A 17068-nucleotide genomic window follows, 5' to 3' on the forward strand; every position below is an offset into this window, starting at 1 on the left:
TGTTCGGTGTTCGGTGTTCGGTGTTCGGTGTTCGGTGTTCGGTGTTCGGTGTTCGGTGTTCGGTGTTCGGTGTTCGGTGTTCGGTGTTCGGTGTTCGGTGTTCGGGTGGTGCCCGGCGTCCGGGCCGCGGTCATCGGGTTCGGAACCCACGTCCCTCGGGGGCGCGGCGCCCCGGATTCGCGTCCTCGGTCGGCGCGGGGTGGCGAGGTGGAGGCGCGGGCCGATCTGCGCTGTCCGCCGGAGAACAACCCCCACTCGGTGCGTCGATCTCGCTCGCGCGTAGGCCGCTCGATTCCTGCCGGTCTGTGCGGGACCTCCTCGCGGGATGACTGCCGACGGTATGCACGCGACGGCCGGGCCGGGTGACGGTGGAGTCCCGCACCGGGGTCGCGTCCCTTCGGGCCGGCCCCGGGGAGTGCGAGACAGCCGCCGGCGCGGGCGCCGGCGGCAAGGGGTATGACAGTGGCACCGCGCGGGGGCAGGGGCGAGCCCGGTGTGGGATCTCCCGTGGATTACAGCTCCCGGGACCAGTTCTGCCCCACCAACTCCCGGCCGAAGCTGTGATGCCGGTATTCGTCGTCGAGTTCGAATCCGGTCGCCCGGTATATCCGGCGCGCCGAGGTGAGCACATCGTTCGTCCACAGCGTGATCCGCCGGTAGCCGGTGGAGCGCGCGAAGTCCAGGCAGGTGGTGACGAGTCGCCGGCCCAGGCCGTACCCGCGCGCCTTCGGGTCCACCAGCAGGATCCGCAGTTTCGCGGTCTCGGCGTCACCGCGCGAGCAGAGCACGCACCCCACCCGCTCACCGTCGAGAGTGGCGATCCAGGCGGCTTCGCTCTCGGGGTCGTGTTCGCTCGCGTAGCCGGTGACTATCTGGGCGACCAGCGTTTCGAAGCTGCTGTCCCAGCCGAACTCGGCGGCATAGATCTCACCGTGCGCCTGCACCATCCAGCCCAGATCGCCCGGCTGCCCGAGCGGGCGGATCACCGGGCCGGGGGTCGCGCCGGTTTCTGTTTCGATCATGTCCGTCCTCCGGGTACGGCCTGGGCTGCCCACCACTGAAACGACTGTTTCAGTGGTGACAGAATGCCCGTATGGCGGACTCGGACGCAACCCCCTCGGCTCGGCAGACCGAACTGCTCGAAGCGGCCTACCGGTACGTCCTGGCCCACGGGCTGGCGGAGATGTCGCTGCGACCACTGGCCACGGCGATCGGGACCAGTCCCCGGGTGCTGCTGTACCTGTTCGGCAGCAAGGAAGGTCTGGTGCGTGCGCTGCTGGCCCGCGCCCGGGCCGAGGAACTCGCACTGCTCGCCGCCGTAGACGTGCCCGCGGATCCGCCGCACGATCGGCTGCCGCGGGTCGCGGCGGCGCTGTGGGCCTGGCTGTCCGACCCCGCTCGACGCGCTCTGCTCACGCTGTGGCTGGAGGGTTATGTCCGGTCGCTGGTGGAACCGTCCGGCCCGTGGGCGGATTTCGCCCGGGAAACCGTCGCGGACTGGCTGGAGGTGCTGGCGGCGGCGCAACCCGCCCGGATCCGGCAATCCGACGCGGGCCGGGCGGAACGCACCCGGGTGCTCGCGGTACTACGCGGCGCGCTCCTCGACCTGCTCGCGACAGGTGCGGACGACCGGGTGGGCGCGGCCGTCCGGCGGGAGTTCGGCGAACCCGAGGTGGCGACCGGGGTCGATCGGGTGGCCGGCCCGACGGGGGTGTAGCCGCCCGGCACGGAACCGACAGCGGGCAGTGGACCGGCGTGGTGCGGGAACGAGAATCAGCGCGGGCCGAGGAACAGGGTCTGGGTGCTGCGACCCAGCGGGCCCTTCTCGTCGAACAGCGCGGACTCGGCCGAGCCGATACCGTGCGGCTGCGGATGGGTGACGGCGTCGAGGCAGACCCATTCGCCGACCGGCTGACGGTGCAGGGTGACGGTGAGATCGGTGTTGATGAACAGGTAGCGGTCCCAGTCGAGGACCGCGCTGACACCGTTGCCGGAGTCCGCCGCCGCGAGAGTGCGTTCCAGCGGGCTGGGCGTGGTACCGGCGACGATCGGGTACTTCAGCCGGATCCAGCACACCGCGGGGCCCGGTTCGCGGAACGAGCCGGTGACGTAGCGGTATTCGATACCGGTGTGGAATCCGACAGGCTGGGTGGAGGGGAACGGTTCGGGATCGGGCGTCTGGTCGGGGCCGGGGCGTGCCCCGGTCGGTAAGAGGTGCTCGGGGATCTCGAGTTCGGGGTCGGCGAGTTTGAAGCGCCACGCGACGGCCCGCATCACGGGACCGCGGTCGGTGGACAGCGTCGCCTCGATCAGTTCCACGCTGCGTCCGGGGCGTACGAGGCGGGCCTGCGCGGTGAGGGGGGCCAGGGGGACGGGACCGAGGATCTCCACGGCGACCCGGCCGACCTGAAAACCCGGGCGGGGTTCGCACCGTTCGATCACATGGCCGAGCAGCGCGGAGGGCGGGCCGGCGTGCTGGGCGTCGGGCGACCACGGACCGCGCGTCAGTTCGGTGGAGACGAACCGCTGCGGGTCCGCCGGATCGGGCAGGTAGAAGGCCTCGGTCACATCGTTGTCCGTTCGTCCGGTCGGCGCTCGCGCCGTCTGTTCGATCTCTGTCCCGACCGTACCGCCGGGGCGGAGGGTGCCGGAGGGTGGGCAGACGAGTGCATGCTTGCATGCAAGCTTGTATCTATCAGCTAGAGTGGCCTGCGTGCGGACATCGTCGTACCCGGCCGATACACCCGGGCAGAGTGCAGCGGATCGGGCCTACCGGCTCACCAAGGAACTGGTCCTGTCCGGTGAACTGCCGGGCGGCCACCTCTTCAGCGAAACCGAGATCGCCGGTCGGCTGGGGTTGAGCCGTACTCCGGTCCGGGAGGCGTTCGTGCGGCTGCAGGCCGAGGAACTGCTGACCCTGGTGCCCAAACGCGGGGCCATCGTCGCACCGGTACCGCCGGGTGAGGCCGAGGACGTGCTGGACGCCCGGGAAGCCGTCGAAACCGCGGCGGTCCGCCGTCTGCTCCGCACACCCGAGCAGGTGCCCGCCGCCGTCGACCGACTGCGCGCCGCGCTCGCGGTCCAGCGCGGGCACGCCGAGTCCGGTGACCTCGAGGCCTTCGCCGAGGCGGACGAACTCTTCCATCGCACCCTGGTCGAGTCGGGTGGCAACGCCCTGCTGATCCGCTTCTACACCGGGCTGGCCGATCGGCAGCGCCGGATGAACGTCGCCGCGCTCGGTCCGGTGCCCGGCCGCATCCCGGTGGTGCTGCGGCAGCACGAGGAACTCGTCGCCATCATCGAATCGGGTGACGCGGGGGCCTTCACCACCGCCCTGCGCGCGCATCTGGACGGGACCCACCGGCGATGAGGCAGGGTTCGTGGCATGCGGCGGTGGCGGCGATCTTCGTCTGCGCCTGGGGCGGTAACCAGTTCACGCCGCTGCTGGTCATGTACCGGGACGAGGGTTACTCCGCGTTCCTGGTGAACGCGCTGCTCGGCGCCTACGTTCTCGGTCTGGTGCCGGGTCTGCTGCTCAGCGGCGCGCTCTCCGCGCGGTTCGGGCGGCGCCCGGTGGCGGTCGCGGGGGTCCTGGCCTCGCTGGTGGCCAGTCCGCTGCTGGCGGCCGGGGTGTTCGGTGTCGGCTGGATCGCGATCGGCCGGCTGATCACCGGTTTCGGGGTGGCCGTGGCCATGGCGGTGGGCACCACCTGGACCACCGAGCTCGCCGTCCGCGCCGGGCGCGGCCCGGCGGCCGGCGCGCGGCGGGCCGCGCTGTGGCTCACGCTCGGCTTCGGTTTCGGCGCGGGCGTCGCGGGGGTTCTCGCTCAGTGGGGTCCGGCGCCGATGGTGCTGCCCTATGTCGTGCACGCGCTGCTCGCCGCCGCGGTGCTGCCCGCGGTGCTGCGGGCGCCGGAGACGCTGCCGGCCGGGACGGGGACGCCCGGACGGTTCTCCGGTCTGCGGCATCCGCGGTTCCGGCGGGTGATCGTCCCGATGGCGCCGTGGATCTTCGGTTCCGCCGGAGTGGCCTACGCGGTGATGCCGCAGCTCGTCGGCGACCGTGTCGGGCAGTGGGGCCTGCTGTACTCGACCACCGTCACCGTCGCCACCCTCACGGTCGGCGTACTGGTCCAGCCGCTCGCCAAACGGCTGGACCGCACCACCAGCGCGCGGGCGGTGGCGGTGGCGATGTCGGTCATGTCGGCCGGGTTGGTGGTCAGCGCGCTGGCCGCGCTGGTCCGCTCGCCTGTCGTGGCCCTGGTCGCCGCGCTCGCCCTGGGATGCGCGTACGGGATCGCGCTGGTCTCCGGCCTGCTCGAAGTGCAGCGGCTGGCGGCGCCGGAGGAACTGGCCGCGCTCACCGGGGCCTACTACGCCCTGGCCTACCTGGGGTTCCTGTTGCCGTCGCTGCTCAGCCTGCTCAGCCCGGCGGCCGACTATCCGGTGCTCCTCGGCGGGCTGGTGCTGGTGGCGCTGTCGGGCACCGCGGTGATAGCCCGGCACTCCCGGTCGCATCTGCCCGCCGTGCCGGCTCCCGGGCAACAGCTGGTACCGGCGAGTTGAGTAATCGCGCCTCGCCGGGGTCCGCGGAGGGTGTGCAGCGGCGAGGGGAGGCCGCGTGACGCGGTTCAGAGGCCCGGGGTGGGGATATCGCGTACCGAGAAGCGGTGGTCGGCCTGCCGGAGCAGTTCGCCCGGGTCGTCGGTCGGCGGATAGATCCACCACTCGTTCACCTTCCGCTTGCGCTCCTTGGCGCTCGCGCCGGTCGCGACCACGCGGCGGTCCCAGCCGTGGGTGAAAACCGCGCCGGCCGAGCCGAGGTCCAGGCAGGTGACGTAGGGCGCCGGTGCGAACGGTACGGCCGGGAGCCCGAACAGATCGGCGGCGGCGTTGTGGCCCGCGAACTTCCCCAGTTGCAGCGCGTGCTGGCAGCACTGCAATACCGGGTGTCCCGGCTCGGCGTCCGCGGCCGCGGTATCCCCGGCCGCGTACACGCCGGGGACCCCGCGTACCCGTAGCTGCTCGTCCACCGCCAACCGGCCCAGCCGGTCCCGGTCGGCGGGGATGTCGGCGGTGAGCGGACTCGCCTGCACTCCGGCGGTCCACACCACCGTCCGCGCCGCGATACGGGTGCCGTCGGACAGTACGACCCCCTCGGGTTCCACCGCGCTCAGGCCGACACCCAGATGTTGTTCGACTCCCAGGCTCGCCAGGGCCTCCTGGATCTGCGGCCGGGGGCCGGGTCCGAGTTCGGGCCCGACCGTATCGGCCCGCTCCACCAGCACGACGCGGACCGGCTCGTGCGTGGCGAGCGCGCCGAGCCGGTCCACCAGTTCGGTGGCGATCTCGAGCCCGGTGAAGCCCGCGCCGACGACCACGGCGGTGAAGCGCCCCGCACCCGGCGGCAGGTCCGGCAGCCGGTGCAGATGCGAGTCCAGTGCCGCGGCGGCCGGGAGGGTGTCCACATTGTGCAGCAGCTCGGCGCCCGGCACACCGGGCCGGACGAGCCGGCTTCCGGTCGCGATAATCATTCGCTCCCAGGGGATTTCCGCTGTCTCACCGTCTCTCCCGACGACGGTCACGGTCCGGTGCGCGGTATGCACGGCGGTCGCGGTACCCGCGATCCGCCGGACTCCGACCGGCCCGAGGATGCGATCCAGCGAGATCCGCATGCGGTCGGGTTCGGCCTGGTAGAGGCGTGGCCGGATGACCAGATCGTCGCCGGGGTCGATGAGGGTGACGGGCAGGTCGCGTCCCGCCGCGCGGGCGAGCCGGACCGCGCCCGCGGCGCTCCACACCCCGGCGAAACCACCGCCCAAGACCACGATTCCGGACATGTCATCCTCCTGGGGATCGGCTATCTGGGAGAGAAAATGTCTCTATTCGGAGACCTCGCGGCGGTCCGGCACCCGGGAGGCGCGACCACCGCCGCGAGTTCAGGGGTTCGCGAACTCGCGCCGGGTGCGCTGCGCCGAGGCAGCCGGAGCGCCGGCGGCGAGGTCGGCGATGGTCTGGGCGGCGAGCTCGCGTCGCCACGCCAGTTCAGCGCGGCGCATGGCCAGCGAGATACCGCACGGCCGGGTGAACTCCGCGCCGCCGCTGTGACCGCTGCCGCCGCGCTGCCGGATCTCGGTGCAGCGGAACGGTTCCACCCCGCCTTCCACGGCGGTGACCACATCGAGCAGGGTGATTCGTTCCGGCGGCCGGGCCAGACCGAAACCCCCGCGCACACCCGGGGTGGAGGTGAGGATCCCGGCCCGGACCAGCGCTTGGAGACGTTTCTTCAGATACTCCACCGGTAGGTCGAACCAGGCGGCCAGCCGGGCGATCGGTACCGGCCAGCGGTCATCGAGCCAGGCCAGCGTGACACAGCAGTGCAGGCTCCACTCGACGCCCTCGCCCATTTTCATAACCGGGATACTAACTATCCCCATTTCGCCTACGCAAGGCCGGGCGGGCCGGCTCCCGCGCGCGGAGCCGGCCCGGAAACCTCAGCGGCTGAGCGCGGGACGCTTGCTGTCGAACTGCCAGCCGGGGATCAGGTACTGCATGGTCGCCGCGTCGTTGCGCTCGCCCAGCCCCTCTCGCTGGTACAGCTCGTGTGCGGCGGCCACCCGCTCCTCGTCGAGATCGACGCCGAGACCGGGACGCTGCGGCAGGGTCAGTTCACCGTCGACGATCCGGTAGGGATCGCGGGTGATGCGCTGGCCGTCCTGCCAGATCCAGTGCGTGTCGATGGCCGTGATTGCGCCGGGCGCCGCCGCCGCGACCTGGGTGAACATGGCCAGCGAGACATCGAAATGATTATTCGAATGCGAACCCCAGGTCAGCCCCCAGGCGTCACAGAGCTGCGCGACGCGCACCGATCCCGCCATCGTCCAGAAATGCGGATCGGCCAGCGGAATATCGACCGCCCCGGTGCGGACGGTGTGCCCGAGTTCGCGCCAATCGGTGGCGATCATATTGGTCGCCGTCGGCAGGCCGGTGGCCCGTTTGAACTCGGCCATCACCTCCCGGCCGGAGAACGACCCCTCCGGGCCGACCGGGTCCTCGGCGTAGGCGAGGACATCGGTGAGTTCCCGGCACAGCGGTACCGCTTCGCGCAGCAGCCAGCCGCCGTTGGGGTCGAGGGTGATCCGGGCATCCGGGAACTCCTCGGCCAGCGCGCGCACCGCGGCGGCCTCCTCGGGACCCGGCAGTACACCGCCCTTGAGCTTGAAATCGCGGAAGCCGTAGCGAGCCCGCGCGGCCCGGGCCAGAGCCACCACCGACTCCGGCGTCAGCGCTTCCTCGTGGCGCAGGCGCATCCACTCGTCGGCGTCCGCCGGTTCGTCCGTACCGGATCGGTAGGGGAGATCGGTACGCCCGCGATCGCCGACGAAGAAGAGGTAACCGAGCGCGGGCACCCGGTCCCGCTGCACACCCTCGCCGAGCAGGGCCGCGACCGGTACCTCCAGATGCTGCCCGAGCAGGTCGAGCAGGGCCGATTCGACCGCGGTCACGGCGTGCACCGTGACCCGCAGATCGAAGGTCTGGTTTCCCCGCCCGCCCTCATCGCGGGCGGCGAAGGTGCGCCGGATATCGGTCAGCACAGCGTGGTATTCGCCGACGCCGCGGCCGATCACCAACTCCCGGGCCTCGGTGAGGGTGGCACGGATCCGCTCGCCGCCGGGCACCTCGCCGACCCCGGTGCGACCGTCGGAATCGGTGAGGATCACGAGATTGCGGGTGAAATAGGGGGCGTGCGCGCCGCTGAGATTGAGCAGCATGCTGTCGTGGCCGGCGATGGGCACGACACGCATCTCGGTGACGCGGGGGGTGCGGGTGGTCATGAACGCTTCTCCAGGGTGGTGACCGCGGCGGTGGCGGGGTGGGCGGGCGCGTCGAGCGACCCGGGTTCGGGAAGGGTTCCCGCGGCGGCCGGGGCCGTGTCGCTGTTCGCTGCGCTCGACCTGCGGACGAGCAGGACCGAGGCGGCGGCGAGCACGGAAGCGGCGGCGAGCGCGTAGAGGCCCCAGGTGACCTCACCGGTGGCCGATTTGATCAGGCCGAAGCCGTACGGCGCCACGAAGCCGCCGAGGTTTCCGAGCGAGTTGATGATGGCGATGGCGGGGGCGAGGACGAGCGGATGCAGCCCGGACTGCGGAATGGACCAGAACAGCGGGCTGGCGCTCTTGAAGCCCATGGCGGCGACGCACAGGAAGACCAGGGCGAGCCACGGCGACGCGATGGCGGCGAGGTAGGTGCCGACGGCGGCGGTGAGGAGCGCGACGATGAGCAGGGGCCGGCGGTTGCCGGTGCGGTCGCCGATGCGCGCCGAGGCGTACATGGCGACCACCGCGCAGATCCAGGGCAGCGAGGAGAGCAGGCCGACGGTTATATCGTTCACGCCGTCGATGCGGCGGATGATCGAGGGCAGCCAGAAGGTGTTCGCGTAGATGGAGAGCTGAATGGCGAAATAGATCCAGCAGAAGAGGATCAGTTTCGGATCCAGCAGCATCCGCCAGCGGGACGCCCGATGCGCGACCCCGGAATTGGCGGCCTTGTCGATCTCCTCGGCGGAAATGGTATCGACGAGAGCTTTCTTCTCACCGTCGGTCAGCCATTTCGCGTCCTTGATATGGGAGTCGAGGAAGAAGAAGGCGATGATGCCGACGAACACCGACACCGTGCCCTCGATGCCGAACATCCACTGCCAGCCGTGCAGGCCGAGGCTGTCGTCGAGGGAGAGCAGCGGGCCCGACAGTGGACCGGATACCGCCGCGGCGACCGAGGACCCGGCGACGAAGAGGGCCGTGGCCCGGCCGCGATGGCTGTTCGGCAACCATTTGGCCAGGTAGAAGATGACTGCGGGGAAGAACCCGGCCTCGGCCGCGCCGAGCAGGAAGCGCAGCACGTAGAACATGGTCGCGTTCTGGACGAACATCATGGCGGCCGAGACCAGCCCCCAGCTGACCATGATGCGGGTGAGCCAGACGCGTGCGCCGTACTTCTCCATCATCACGTTGCTCGGTAGTTCGAACAGGGCGTAGGCGATGAAGAAGACACCCGCGCCGAAACCGTAGGCGGCGGCGCCGATACCGACGTCCGCTTCCAGGTATTCACGGGCGTAGCCGATATTCGAGCGGTTGATCTGATTGCAGATCAACATGATGATGAACAGCGGGACGACGCGTCGGAAGAACTTCGACACGGCTATTTCCAGTTCCGCAGTCGGCTGCCGAGTGAACGACATCGTCCACTCCTTTCGGTCGAACCGCCACCGCGCTACGCAGTGCCGTGGGAATACGTCTGAGGCCCGGTGACTCGCCTCACAGGCACTGAATGTAAAGACCTCGGGTGATTCCGGTCCAACACCAATTACGGATGAATCGATACAGGAAAGGTATCGAAAGTGGCGGAGGTGCTCTCGTCCGCCCCCGCCAATTCCGTCATCAGCCTGGTGAAGGCCGGGTTCTCGTTACCGTGGCGCCACACCAGGTCGAGTTCCACCTGGGTCTCCACTCCCTCCAAGGGGTGGTAGACCACGTGGTCGAACCGCATACCGGTGGCCGATTCGGGCACCAGCGCCACGCCCCAGCCCAGGTTCACCAACGCCAGGATGCTGTGGATCTGGGTCATGTACTGGGTGATCACCGGGATCACGGCCGCCGCGTGCAGCACCGTGGTGATCAGGTCGTGGAAGTACCGTGCCTCGACCGGCGCGTGCATCACCATCTCCACGCCGTGCAGCGCGGTCACCGGTACCGGTCCCGTCTCGGTCGCCAGTGGGTGGTCCGCGGGCAGGGCCACGATCAGGCCCTCGCGCACGAAGGTGCGCGTGGTGAGGTCCGGCCGGGTGATCGGCGGGCGCACCATGCCCAGATCGAGAGCTCCCTCCGAGAGCGCCTCCACCTGGTCCATGGTCACCATTTCGCGCAACTCCACATCGACATCGGGTAGTGCCGCCCGGGTCGCGGCGAGCACCCGCGGCAGCCCGGAGTGCACGCTCGCCCCGGTGAATCCCAGCCGCAGCACACCCCCGGTGCCGGCCGAGACCCGGCGCACCGCCAGGGTGGCCCGTTCGGCCTGCTGGAGCAGCCGCCGGGCATCGAGCAGGAAGGCGCGACCGGCGCGGGTGAGTTTCACCGTGCGGTTGGATCGGTCGAACAGTTCGGCGCCCACCTCCTTCTCCAGGAGCTGGATCTGCCGACTCAGTGGCGGCTGCGTCATCCGCAGGCGTTCCGCCGCCCGGCCGAAGTGGAGCTCCTCGGCCACGGCGACGAAATGGGTGAGCTGGACGAAAGTGAACATCCGATACCGACCTTGTATTGATAGATATGTAATCAGTGTTGGACGTGAATCATAGGGGTTCCTAGGGTGAGGGCAGCAGGTCACCCTCGAACAGGAGTCGCACGCCATGACCACTGCCCCTCCCCAGGAAGTCGCCCGGAAGCTGGGCTCCGGCCTGCTGTCCTTCCCGGTTACGCACCTGCGCGCCGACGGCTCGTTCGACGAGGCCGCCTACCGGGACAACATCGGCTGGCTCGGCCAGTACGACGCGTCCGGCCTGTTCGCCGCGGGCGGCACCGGCGAGTTCTTCTCCCTCACCCCGGCCGAGGTCGACCAGGTGGTCACCGCCGCCGTCCAGGAAGCGCCGGACGGTCTGCCGGTGATCGCCCCCGCCGGGTACGGCACCGCGACCGCGGTCGAGATGGCGCGCGCCGCGGAACGCGCCGGCGCGAGCGGCGTCCTGCTGCTGCCGCCCTACCTCACCGAGGCGAGCCAGGAGGGTCTGGTCGACCATGTGCGGCAGGTCTGTGCGGCCACCGACCTCGGTGTCATCATCTACTCGCGCGCCAACGCGGCGTACTCCGAAGCCGCCGTCGCCGAACTCGCCGACCGCTGCCCCACTCTGATCGGGTTCAAGGACGGTATCGGCAATATCGAACAGATGACCCGGATCTACGCCGGGGTCGGCGACCGCCTCACCTACGTCGGCGGCCTGCCCACCGCGGAGATGTTCGCGCTGCCCTACCTGGCGCTGGGCGTGACCACCTACTCCTCGGCGATCTACAACTTCCTGCCCGAGTTCGCGCTCGACTTCTACCGCGCCCTGCGCCGCGGCGACAACGCGTTCGTGCTGAACGCGCTCAACGAGTTCGTGATCCCGTACTGCGACCTGCGCAATCGCAAACCCGGCTACGCGGTGAGCGTCATCAAGGCGGGGATGAAGGTCATCGGCCGCCCGGCGGGCCCGGTGCGCAGCCCGCTGACCGATCTCGACGAGACCGAACTCGCCGAACTGGCCGACCTCGTGAAGAAGGTGAGCTGATGACCAGCACCGAGACCACACACCTCACCGGCGCGAACCTGCTGGGCGACACCGAGGTCCCCGGGACCACCGGGGCCTTCCGCGCGGTGAACCCGGCGACCGGCGTCACGCTCGAACCGGAGTTCCACGAAGCCGACGCCGCCACCGTGGCACGGGCGGCGACCGCCGCATGGACCGCTTTCGCGGAATACCGGGCCACCGATTTCACCCGGCGTGCCGCGTTCCTGGACGGTATCGCCACGGAGATCGAGAACCTGGGGGAGGTCCTGGCGCAGCGTGCGATCGCCGAATCCGGTCTGCCCGAAGCCCGTATCCGCGGGGAGATCGGCCGCACCACCGGGCAGCTGCGGCTGTTCGCCCAGGTGGTGCGGGAGGGCAGCTGGACCGGCGCCCGGCTCGACCGGCCCGATCCGGCGCGGACGCCGCTGCCGAAACCCGATCTGCGCCAGCGCCGTATTCCCGTGGGGCCGGTGGCGGTGTTCGCCGCCAGTAACTTCCCGCTGGCCTTCTCGGTCGCGGGCGGTGACACCGCCTCCGCGCTGGCCGCCGGCGCACCGGTGGTCGTCAAAGCGCATCCGTCGCATCCCGGTACCTCCGAACTGGTGGCGCGCGCGGTGCTCGCGGCAGCCCGGGAGCACGGTCTGCCGGCGGGAACCTTCGCGCTGGTGCACGGTGGCGTGGAAACCGGCCTCGCGCTGGTCCGCGACCCACATATCCGCGCGGTGGGTTTCACCGGATCCCGGCGGGGCGGGCTGGCGCTGGCCGCGGCCGCTGCGGCGCGGCCGGTACCGATCCCGGTGTACGCCGAAATGTCCAGCGTGAACCCGGTCTTCGTGCTGCCCGGCGCACTGGCGCAACGCGGTGCGAGCCTGGGCGCGGAATTCGTCGCCTCGCTGACCACCGGCGTCGGGCAGCTGTGCACCAGCCCGGGTCTGGTCTTCCTGGCCGACGGGCCCGGCGCCGACGAATTCGTGGCAGCGGCCACCGAGGCGATCGGTGCGGCGTCCGGTGCGCCCATGCTGAACAAGGGGATCGCGGCGTCGTTCACCGCCGGTGTCGAGCGCCTGACCGGGACCGAGGGAGTGCGGCTGGCCGCCACCGGGGCCGCGGGCGCGACGAGTTGTTCCGGCGATCCGCATCTGTTCGTCACCACCGCCGCGCGTTTCCGGGCCGACCGCGCACTCCAGGACGAGGTGTTCGGTCCGAGTTCGATCATCGTGCGCGCCGCCGACACCGCGGAACTACTGGCACTGGCCGGGGAGTTGGAGGGCCAGCTCACGGCCACCGTGCACGCCACCGCCGCCGACCGGGACATCGCCCGGCCGCTGCTGGGGGAACTGGAGCTGATCGCGGGGCGGGTGCTCTTCGACGGCTGGCCCACCGGTGTCGAGGTCGGGCACGCGGTGGTGCACGGCGGTCCCTTCCCGGCGACCACGGCGTCGGCCACCACCTCGGTGGGATCCCTTGCCATCGAACGCTTCCTGCGCCCGGTGAGCTACCAGAACGTGCCGGAGGAACTGCTCGCCGACGAGATCCGCGTGGAGAACCCGCTCGGCATCTGGCGCCGGGTGGACGGGACGGTCACGCGGGACTGATCCCGCGTGTCTCGAGCGGAACCGCTGCCGATCTCCGGATCCGGGTGGATTCCGCGGTGCGCACCGTACCCGAACGGTGGCGGACCGGCGGCGTGGGAACATCCGCCCCGGTCCGCCGGCCGGGCCCGCAGAGCGGTCGGCGGACCTCTCGTGGACAGCAGTTCTCGGTCGGGTGCCGTGAGCGCGGCACGGGCATCCGATGGCCGGAGTGTCCGGGATCCGGCCGAGGAACCTCGTGAGCGGGGACGCGCACGAGAATCATCGACCTGATCCTCATTCGAAGGCGGTGGCCCGCCCGACCTTCTCCCACTCGGCGACTTCGGCGCGTACCGAATCGAGGTGGGCGAGTACCGAATCCACGGAATCCGCGCCGAGCGGCAGGCGCAGGGGCGTGCGCTCGGCCTCCAGCGCCGCGCGGATAGCGGCGGCGGCCTTGGCGGGATCGCCCGGTTGGGTGCCGTCCCCCGTCTCGACCATGCGCCGGGTGGCGCCCGCCGTCTCGGCGTAGACCTCGTTCTCGGCGCTGAAATACGCGGCGCCGGCCCCGAAGAGCCCCGTCCGGAAGGCGCCGGGTTCGACGACCAGCACATCGATCCCGAACGGTGCCACCTCCTCGGCCAGCGCCTCGGAGAAGCCCTCGAGCGCGAATTTGGTGGCGCTGTAGGCGGAGAAGCCGGCGAACGACAGCTGCCCGCCGACACTGCTCATCATGACGATCGCGCCGGACCGCTGGGCGCGCATCTGCGGCAGTACCGCGCGAGTGAGTGCGGCGGGCCCGAAGAAGTGCAGGTCGAACAGGTCGCGCAGTTCGCCGTCGGTGGTCTCCTCGACCGCGCCCACCTGGGTGCGGCCCGCATTGTTGACCAGCACGTCGATTCGGCCGTAGCGTGCGACGATATCGGCGACCGCGGTCTCCATGCGCTCGGTATCGGTGACGTCCAGCGCCAATGCTTCCACCTGGTCGGGGTGGGCGGCGACGAGATCGTCGAGGGCGGCGGTGCGGCGTGCCACCGCGATCACGGTATCGCCGGCGTCGATCGCCGCCCGGGTGATCGCGCGGCCGAAGCCGCTGCTCGCACCGGTCACCAGCCAGATCTTCGGATTGCCCACTATGTTCTCCTCGGTTCGAGTCACGAGAACGATCCTGGCCCCGCGCCGAGATGATGTCCAAGACCGGTTGTGATAACCGTTGGTTATGGATGTGCACGGACGGGACCTCCGCTACTTCGCGGCGGTCGCGGAGCAGTTGAACTTCACCCGCGCCGCGGAGAGCCTTTTCGTCTCCCAACCCGCGCTGAGCAAGCAGATCCGAGCGCTCGAACGGCAACTGGGCGCACCGTTGTTCGATCGGGACGGGCGTTCGGTACGGCTCACGCCGGTGGGGGAAGCGCTCCTCCCGCATGCGCGGTAGCTGCTGGCCGCGTGGGAGGCGGCGCGCACCGATGTGGAGGCCGCCAAGGCCGGGCAACAGGCCGTGCTGACCATCGGTATCAGCACCAGTCCGGGTCGCGGGCTGCTCCCGGCGGTGCGGGCCCGGTTCGCGGCGGCTCATCCTGCCGCCAAACCCGTGCTGCGCCAGCTCGGCTGGCTCGACCCGACCGCCGGGCTGGCCGACGGGTCCACCGATGTGGCGTTCGTCTGGCTGCCGCTGGCCGGCGCCGACCGGTACGAATGGGTGGTGGTGGCGCGCGAACCGCGGGTGGTCGCACTACCCGGATCCCATCCCCTCGCCGGGTGCGATGTGGTGGAGTTCGCGGATCCCTCCCGGAAGTAAAGTAGAACGTGTTATAGTTTTCGCGGTTTGCGAGCCCCGTGGGTGGTTCACGGGCCGCGGCGCCATGTGGCGGTGCCCGCGGCTCGTGACCGCGCCGGAGCACCGGTCGATCTTCGCCGGTTCCGCTCGGTCGGGCCGGCCCGAAAGGCAGACGAATGAACACTGAACCGCACGTCGACGACACCGCCCTGCTGCACCGCGAGCCGCTGGCGGTGGACCTGCTGGGCAAAGCTCTCGAGCGATATGCCGACCGCACCGCGGTCCATATCGACGACGCCACCCTGACCTACCGCGACGTGCGCGATCAGATCAGCCGGTTCGCCCAGGCGCTGGCCTCGGCCGGACTGGGTGTGGGCTCTCCCGTGGCGGTGCTGTCGGCGAACCGCCCGGAGGTGATCTTCGCCCAGGGCGCCAACAATGTGAACGGATCGCGGGCCATGGCGCTGCATCCCATGGGCTCGCTCGACGATCACGCCTACGTCCTCGAGGACGCGGGCGTGGAAACCCTGATCTACGACCCGAGCGGTTTCGACGAACGTGCCGCGCAGTTGCGGGACAAGGTGCCCGGGTTGCGGAACCTGTTCTCGTTCGGTCCGTCCGAGGCGGGGACCGATCTGATCGAACTGGCCGCCGGGTTCACCCCCGAGCGGGTGCGCGGTCCGCAGGTGGATCCGAACGCGACCATGAGCCTGGCCTATACCGGTGGCACCACCGGTAAGCCCAAGGGCGTGGAGATGAGCTTCCGCGGCAGTACCACCATGCTGCGCATCCAGATGACCGAATGGGAGTGGCCCGACGAGGTCCGGTTCCTGGTGTGCACCCCGCTGAGCCACGCGGGCGCCGCGTTCTGGGGCCCCACCGCCCAGCAGGGTGGTTCCATCGTGGTGCTGCCGTACTTCCATCCGGCCAAGGTGCTCGAGGCGATCGAGAAGTACAAGATCACCGCGACCATGCTGGTGCCCACCATGCTCTACGCCCTGCTGGACAGCCCCGACCTGGACAAGTACGACCTCTCCAGCCTGCAGACCGTGTTCTACGGCGCCTCCGCGATCTCCCCGACCCGGCTGGCCGAGGCGATCGAGAAGTTCGGTCCCATCTTCTTCCAGTTCTACGGCCAGGCCGAGAGCCCGATGACCATCTCGGTGCTGCGGCGCGGCGACCACGACCTGAACAAACCGGAGCGGCTGGCCAGTTGCGGCCGCCCGGTGCCGTGGCTGTCGGTGGCCCTGCTCGACGAGAAGGGTAACGAGGTACCCCAGGGTGAGCCGGGCGAGGTGTGTGTCCGCGGCCCGCTCGTGATGAACGGGTATCTGAACAAACCCGAACAGACCGCGGAGGCCACCGAATTCGGCTGGCTGCACACCGGCGATATCGCCCGGCAGGACGAGGAGGGTTTCCTCTACATCGTCGACCGGAAGAAGGACATGATCGTCTCCGGCGGGTTCAATGTGTATCCGCGCGAGGTCGAGGATGTGCTGTCGGCGCATCCGGCGGTGAGCGCCGCGGCCGTGATCGGTGTGCCGGACGACAAATGGGGTGAGGCGGTCAAGGCGGTCGTCGTGCTGCGCGACGGGCAGTCGGTGCCGGTCGAGGAACTGCAGGCGCTGGTGAAGGACCGTAAGGGCGCGGTCTACACCCCGAAAACCGTCGATTTCGCCGAGAGCATCCCGGTCAGCCCGCTCGGTAAACCGGACAAGAAAGCGCTGCGGGCGCAGTACTGGGGCGAGGGCCGGCAGGTCAACTGAGGTCGGGCGGGCAGCTACCGCTCGTATATTTTTCGTCGATGGCCGGCGGAGATCACCAGGATCACCAGCTTTCCATCGTCGCCTCGTAGACGAGCCGGTAGTTGCCCACCTGTCAGCGGACTCCGGGACGCCCGGTTGATGCTTCGACGTCCACGCCGCCCCGTCGGTCCGGGTCGTTATTCGGCAAAGTCGGTGCGACCGGCAGGCGTAACGGGCCTCCTCGGGGGATGGGGTCGCCGCGTCCTTCGCCGGGCGGTCCGCGGCATTCGCATCCAGCATTCGTATTTCATGGCACGGCTTCGTCACCGGCGGCGAGGATCTCGTCCATCATCTGTCCCAGGGTGATCCGTTCGGGCTCGCCTGCTTCGGTAAGTGCTTCGCCCGCCATATGCTCCAGTTGCTCGTCCTCCCATTCTTCGCGCTGGGCGAGCATGAACAACGGGACGATGGCGGCCGCCGGCCGACCGCCGCGAGTGATCACGGTGACGTGCCCCTCCCGCGCAGCGGCATCGACCACGGTCGGCAGTTGTGCACGAACCCGACGAATACTCAGCCGATCGTTCATACGGGCAATGTAGGCCTGTGTGTACTACCTCGACGAGTCGAATAGGCCGCCGGGGCCGAGGTCGAGTCTGCC

General features: G+C 69.9%; 17 protein-coding genes. 8 read left to right on the forward strand and 9 right to left on the reverse strand.

Annotated elements, in window-relative coordinates:
* Window positions 1–512 precede the first annotated feature (512 nt).
* Window positions 513–1022: a GNAT family N-acetyltransferase gene (locus ABZV91_RS06545; RefSeq protein WP_355236403.1), complete on the reverse strand. Its 510-nt coding sequence runs from the start codon at window positions 1020–1022 to the stop codon at window positions 513–515.
* A 71-nt stretch (window positions 1023–1093) separates the two neighbouring features.
* Here ABZV91_RS06545 and ABZV91_RS06550 point away from each other — a divergent pair, with 71 nt between their 5' ends.
* Window positions 1094–1717, forward strand: a complete 624-nt coding sequence (locus ABZV91_RS06550) for a TetR/AcrR family transcriptional regulator (protein ID WP_355236406.1) — start codon at window positions 1094–1096, stop codon at window positions 1715–1717.
* Window positions 1718–1773: 56 nt separating this feature from the next.
* On the opposite strand, the gene ABZV91_RS06555 is transcribed toward ABZV91_RS06550, so the two are convergent.
* A complete protein-coding gene (locus ABZV91_RS06555) occupies window positions 1774–2568 on the reverse strand; it encodes a thioesterase family protein (RefSeq protein ID WP_355236409.1) in 795 nt (264 codons plus the stop codon).
* A gap of 145 nt (window positions 2569–2713) precedes the next feature.
* Here ABZV91_RS06555 and ABZV91_RS06560 point away from each other — a divergent pair, with 145 nt between their 5' ends.
* Window positions 2714–3370: a GntR family transcriptional regulator gene (locus tag ABZV91_RS06560; protein ID WP_355236412.1), complete on the forward strand. Its 657-nt coding sequence runs from the start codon at window positions 2714–2716 to the stop codon at window positions 3368–3370.
* The gene (locus ABZV91_RS06565; protein ID WP_355236415.1) at window positions 3367–4566 is read left to right on the forward strand and encodes an MFS transporter; all 1200 of its coding nucleotides are present in this window, start codon (window positions 3367–3369) and stop codon (window positions 4564–4566) included. The genes ABZV91_RS06560 and ABZV91_RS06565 overlap by 4 nt, the downstream gene beginning before the upstream one ends.
* A gap of 65 nt (window positions 4567–4631) precedes the next feature.
* On the opposite strand, the gene ABZV91_RS06570 is transcribed toward ABZV91_RS06565, so the two are convergent.
* The 5 genes from ABZV91_RS06570 to ABZV91_RS06590 form a co-directional block, all read right to left on the reverse strand.
* The gene (locus tag ABZV91_RS06570) at window positions 4632–5840 is read right to left on the reverse strand and encodes an FAD-dependent oxidoreductase (protein WP_355236418.1); all 1209 of its coding nucleotides are present in this window, start codon (window positions 5838–5840) and stop codon (window positions 4632–4634) included.
* A gap of 99 nt (window positions 5841–5939) precedes the next feature.
* Window positions 5940–6413, reverse strand: a complete 474-nt coding sequence (locus ABZV91_RS06575) for an Rrf2 family transcriptional regulator (protein WP_355236421.1) — start codon at window positions 6411–6413, stop codon at window positions 5940–5942.
* An 81-nt stretch (window positions 6414–6494) separates the two neighbouring features.
* Entirely contained in the window at window positions 6495–7835 is a 1341-nt protein-coding gene (gudD, locus tag ABZV91_RS06580; RefSeq protein WP_355236424.1) for a glucarate dehydratase, read from the reverse strand.
* The gene (locus tag ABZV91_RS06585; protein ID WP_355236427.1) at window positions 7832–9238 is read right to left on the reverse strand and encodes an MFS transporter; all 1407 of its coding nucleotides are present in this window, start codon (window positions 9236–9238) and stop codon (window positions 7832–7834) included. Before ABZV91_RS06585 ends, gudD begins: the two co-directional genes overlap by 4 nt.
* A 125-nt stretch (window positions 9239–9363) precedes the next feature.
* On the reverse strand, window positions 9364–10296 hold the full coding sequence (locus ABZV91_RS06590) for a LysR substrate-binding domain-containing protein (protein WP_355236430.1): 933 nt from the start codon (window positions 10294–10296) through the stop codon (window positions 9364–9366).
* Between the two features lie 106 nt (window positions 10297–10402).
* Between ABZV91_RS06590 and kdgD the strand changes: the two genes are divergently transcribed.
* Both kdgD and ABZV91_RS06600 read left to right on the forward strand, forming a co-directional pair.
* A complete protein-coding gene (gene kdgD, locus ABZV91_RS06595) occupies window positions 10403–11317 on the forward strand; it encodes a 5-dehydro-4-deoxyglucarate dehydratase (RefSeq protein WP_355236433.1) in 915 nt (304 codons plus the stop codon).
* A complete protein-coding gene (locus ABZV91_RS06600) occupies window positions 11317–12912 on the forward strand; it encodes an aldehyde dehydrogenase (NADP(+)) (RefSeq protein ID WP_355236436.1) in 1596 nt (531 codons plus the stop codon). The genes kdgD and ABZV91_RS06600 overlap by 1 nt, the downstream gene beginning before the upstream one ends.
* Before the next feature lie 273 nt (window positions 12913–13185).
* On the opposite strand, the gene ABZV91_RS06605 is transcribed toward ABZV91_RS06600, so the two are convergent.
* A complete protein-coding gene (locus ABZV91_RS06605; protein ID WP_355236439.1) occupies window positions 13186–14046 on the reverse strand; it encodes an oxidoreductase in 861 nt (286 codons plus the stop codon).
* 61 nt (window positions 14047–14107) lie between these two features.
* Here ABZV91_RS06605 and ABZV91_RS06610 point away from each other — a divergent pair, with 61 nt between their 5' ends.
* From ABZV91_RS06610 to ABZV91_RS06620, 3 genes are all read left to right on the forward strand, one after another.
* A complete protein-coding gene (locus ABZV91_RS06610) occupies window positions 14108–14323 on the forward strand; it encodes a LysR family transcriptional regulator (RefSeq protein WP_355236441.1) in 216 nt (71 codons plus the stop codon).
* 33 nt (window positions 14324–14356) lie between these two features.
* On the forward strand, window positions 14357–14686 hold the full coding sequence (locus tag ABZV91_RS06615; RefSeq protein ID WP_355236443.1) for a LysR substrate-binding domain-containing protein: 330 nt from the start codon (window positions 14357–14359) through the stop codon (window positions 14684–14686).
* Window positions 14687–14841: 155 nt separating this feature from the next.
* On the forward strand, window positions 14842–16431 hold the full coding sequence (locus tag ABZV91_RS06620; RefSeq protein WP_355236445.1) for an AMP-binding protein: 1590 nt from the start codon (window positions 14842–14844) through the stop codon (window positions 16429–16431).
* 286 nt (window positions 16432–16717) lie between these two features.
* Here ABZV91_RS06620 and ABZV91_RS06625 read toward each other — a convergent pair whose 3' ends face one another.
* Complete coding sequence (locus ABZV91_RS06625; protein ID WP_355236447.1) at window positions 16718–16996, reverse strand: type II toxin-antitoxin system prevent-host-death family antitoxin; 279 nt, start codon at window positions 16994–16996, stop codon at window positions 16718–16720.
* Window positions 16997–17068: the final 72 nt, after the last annotated feature.

This window comes from Nocardia sp. NPDC004568, assembly GCF_040609955.1.
Classification (GTDB): Bacteria; Actinomycetota; Actinomycetes; order Mycobacteriales; family Mycobacteriaceae; genus Nocardia.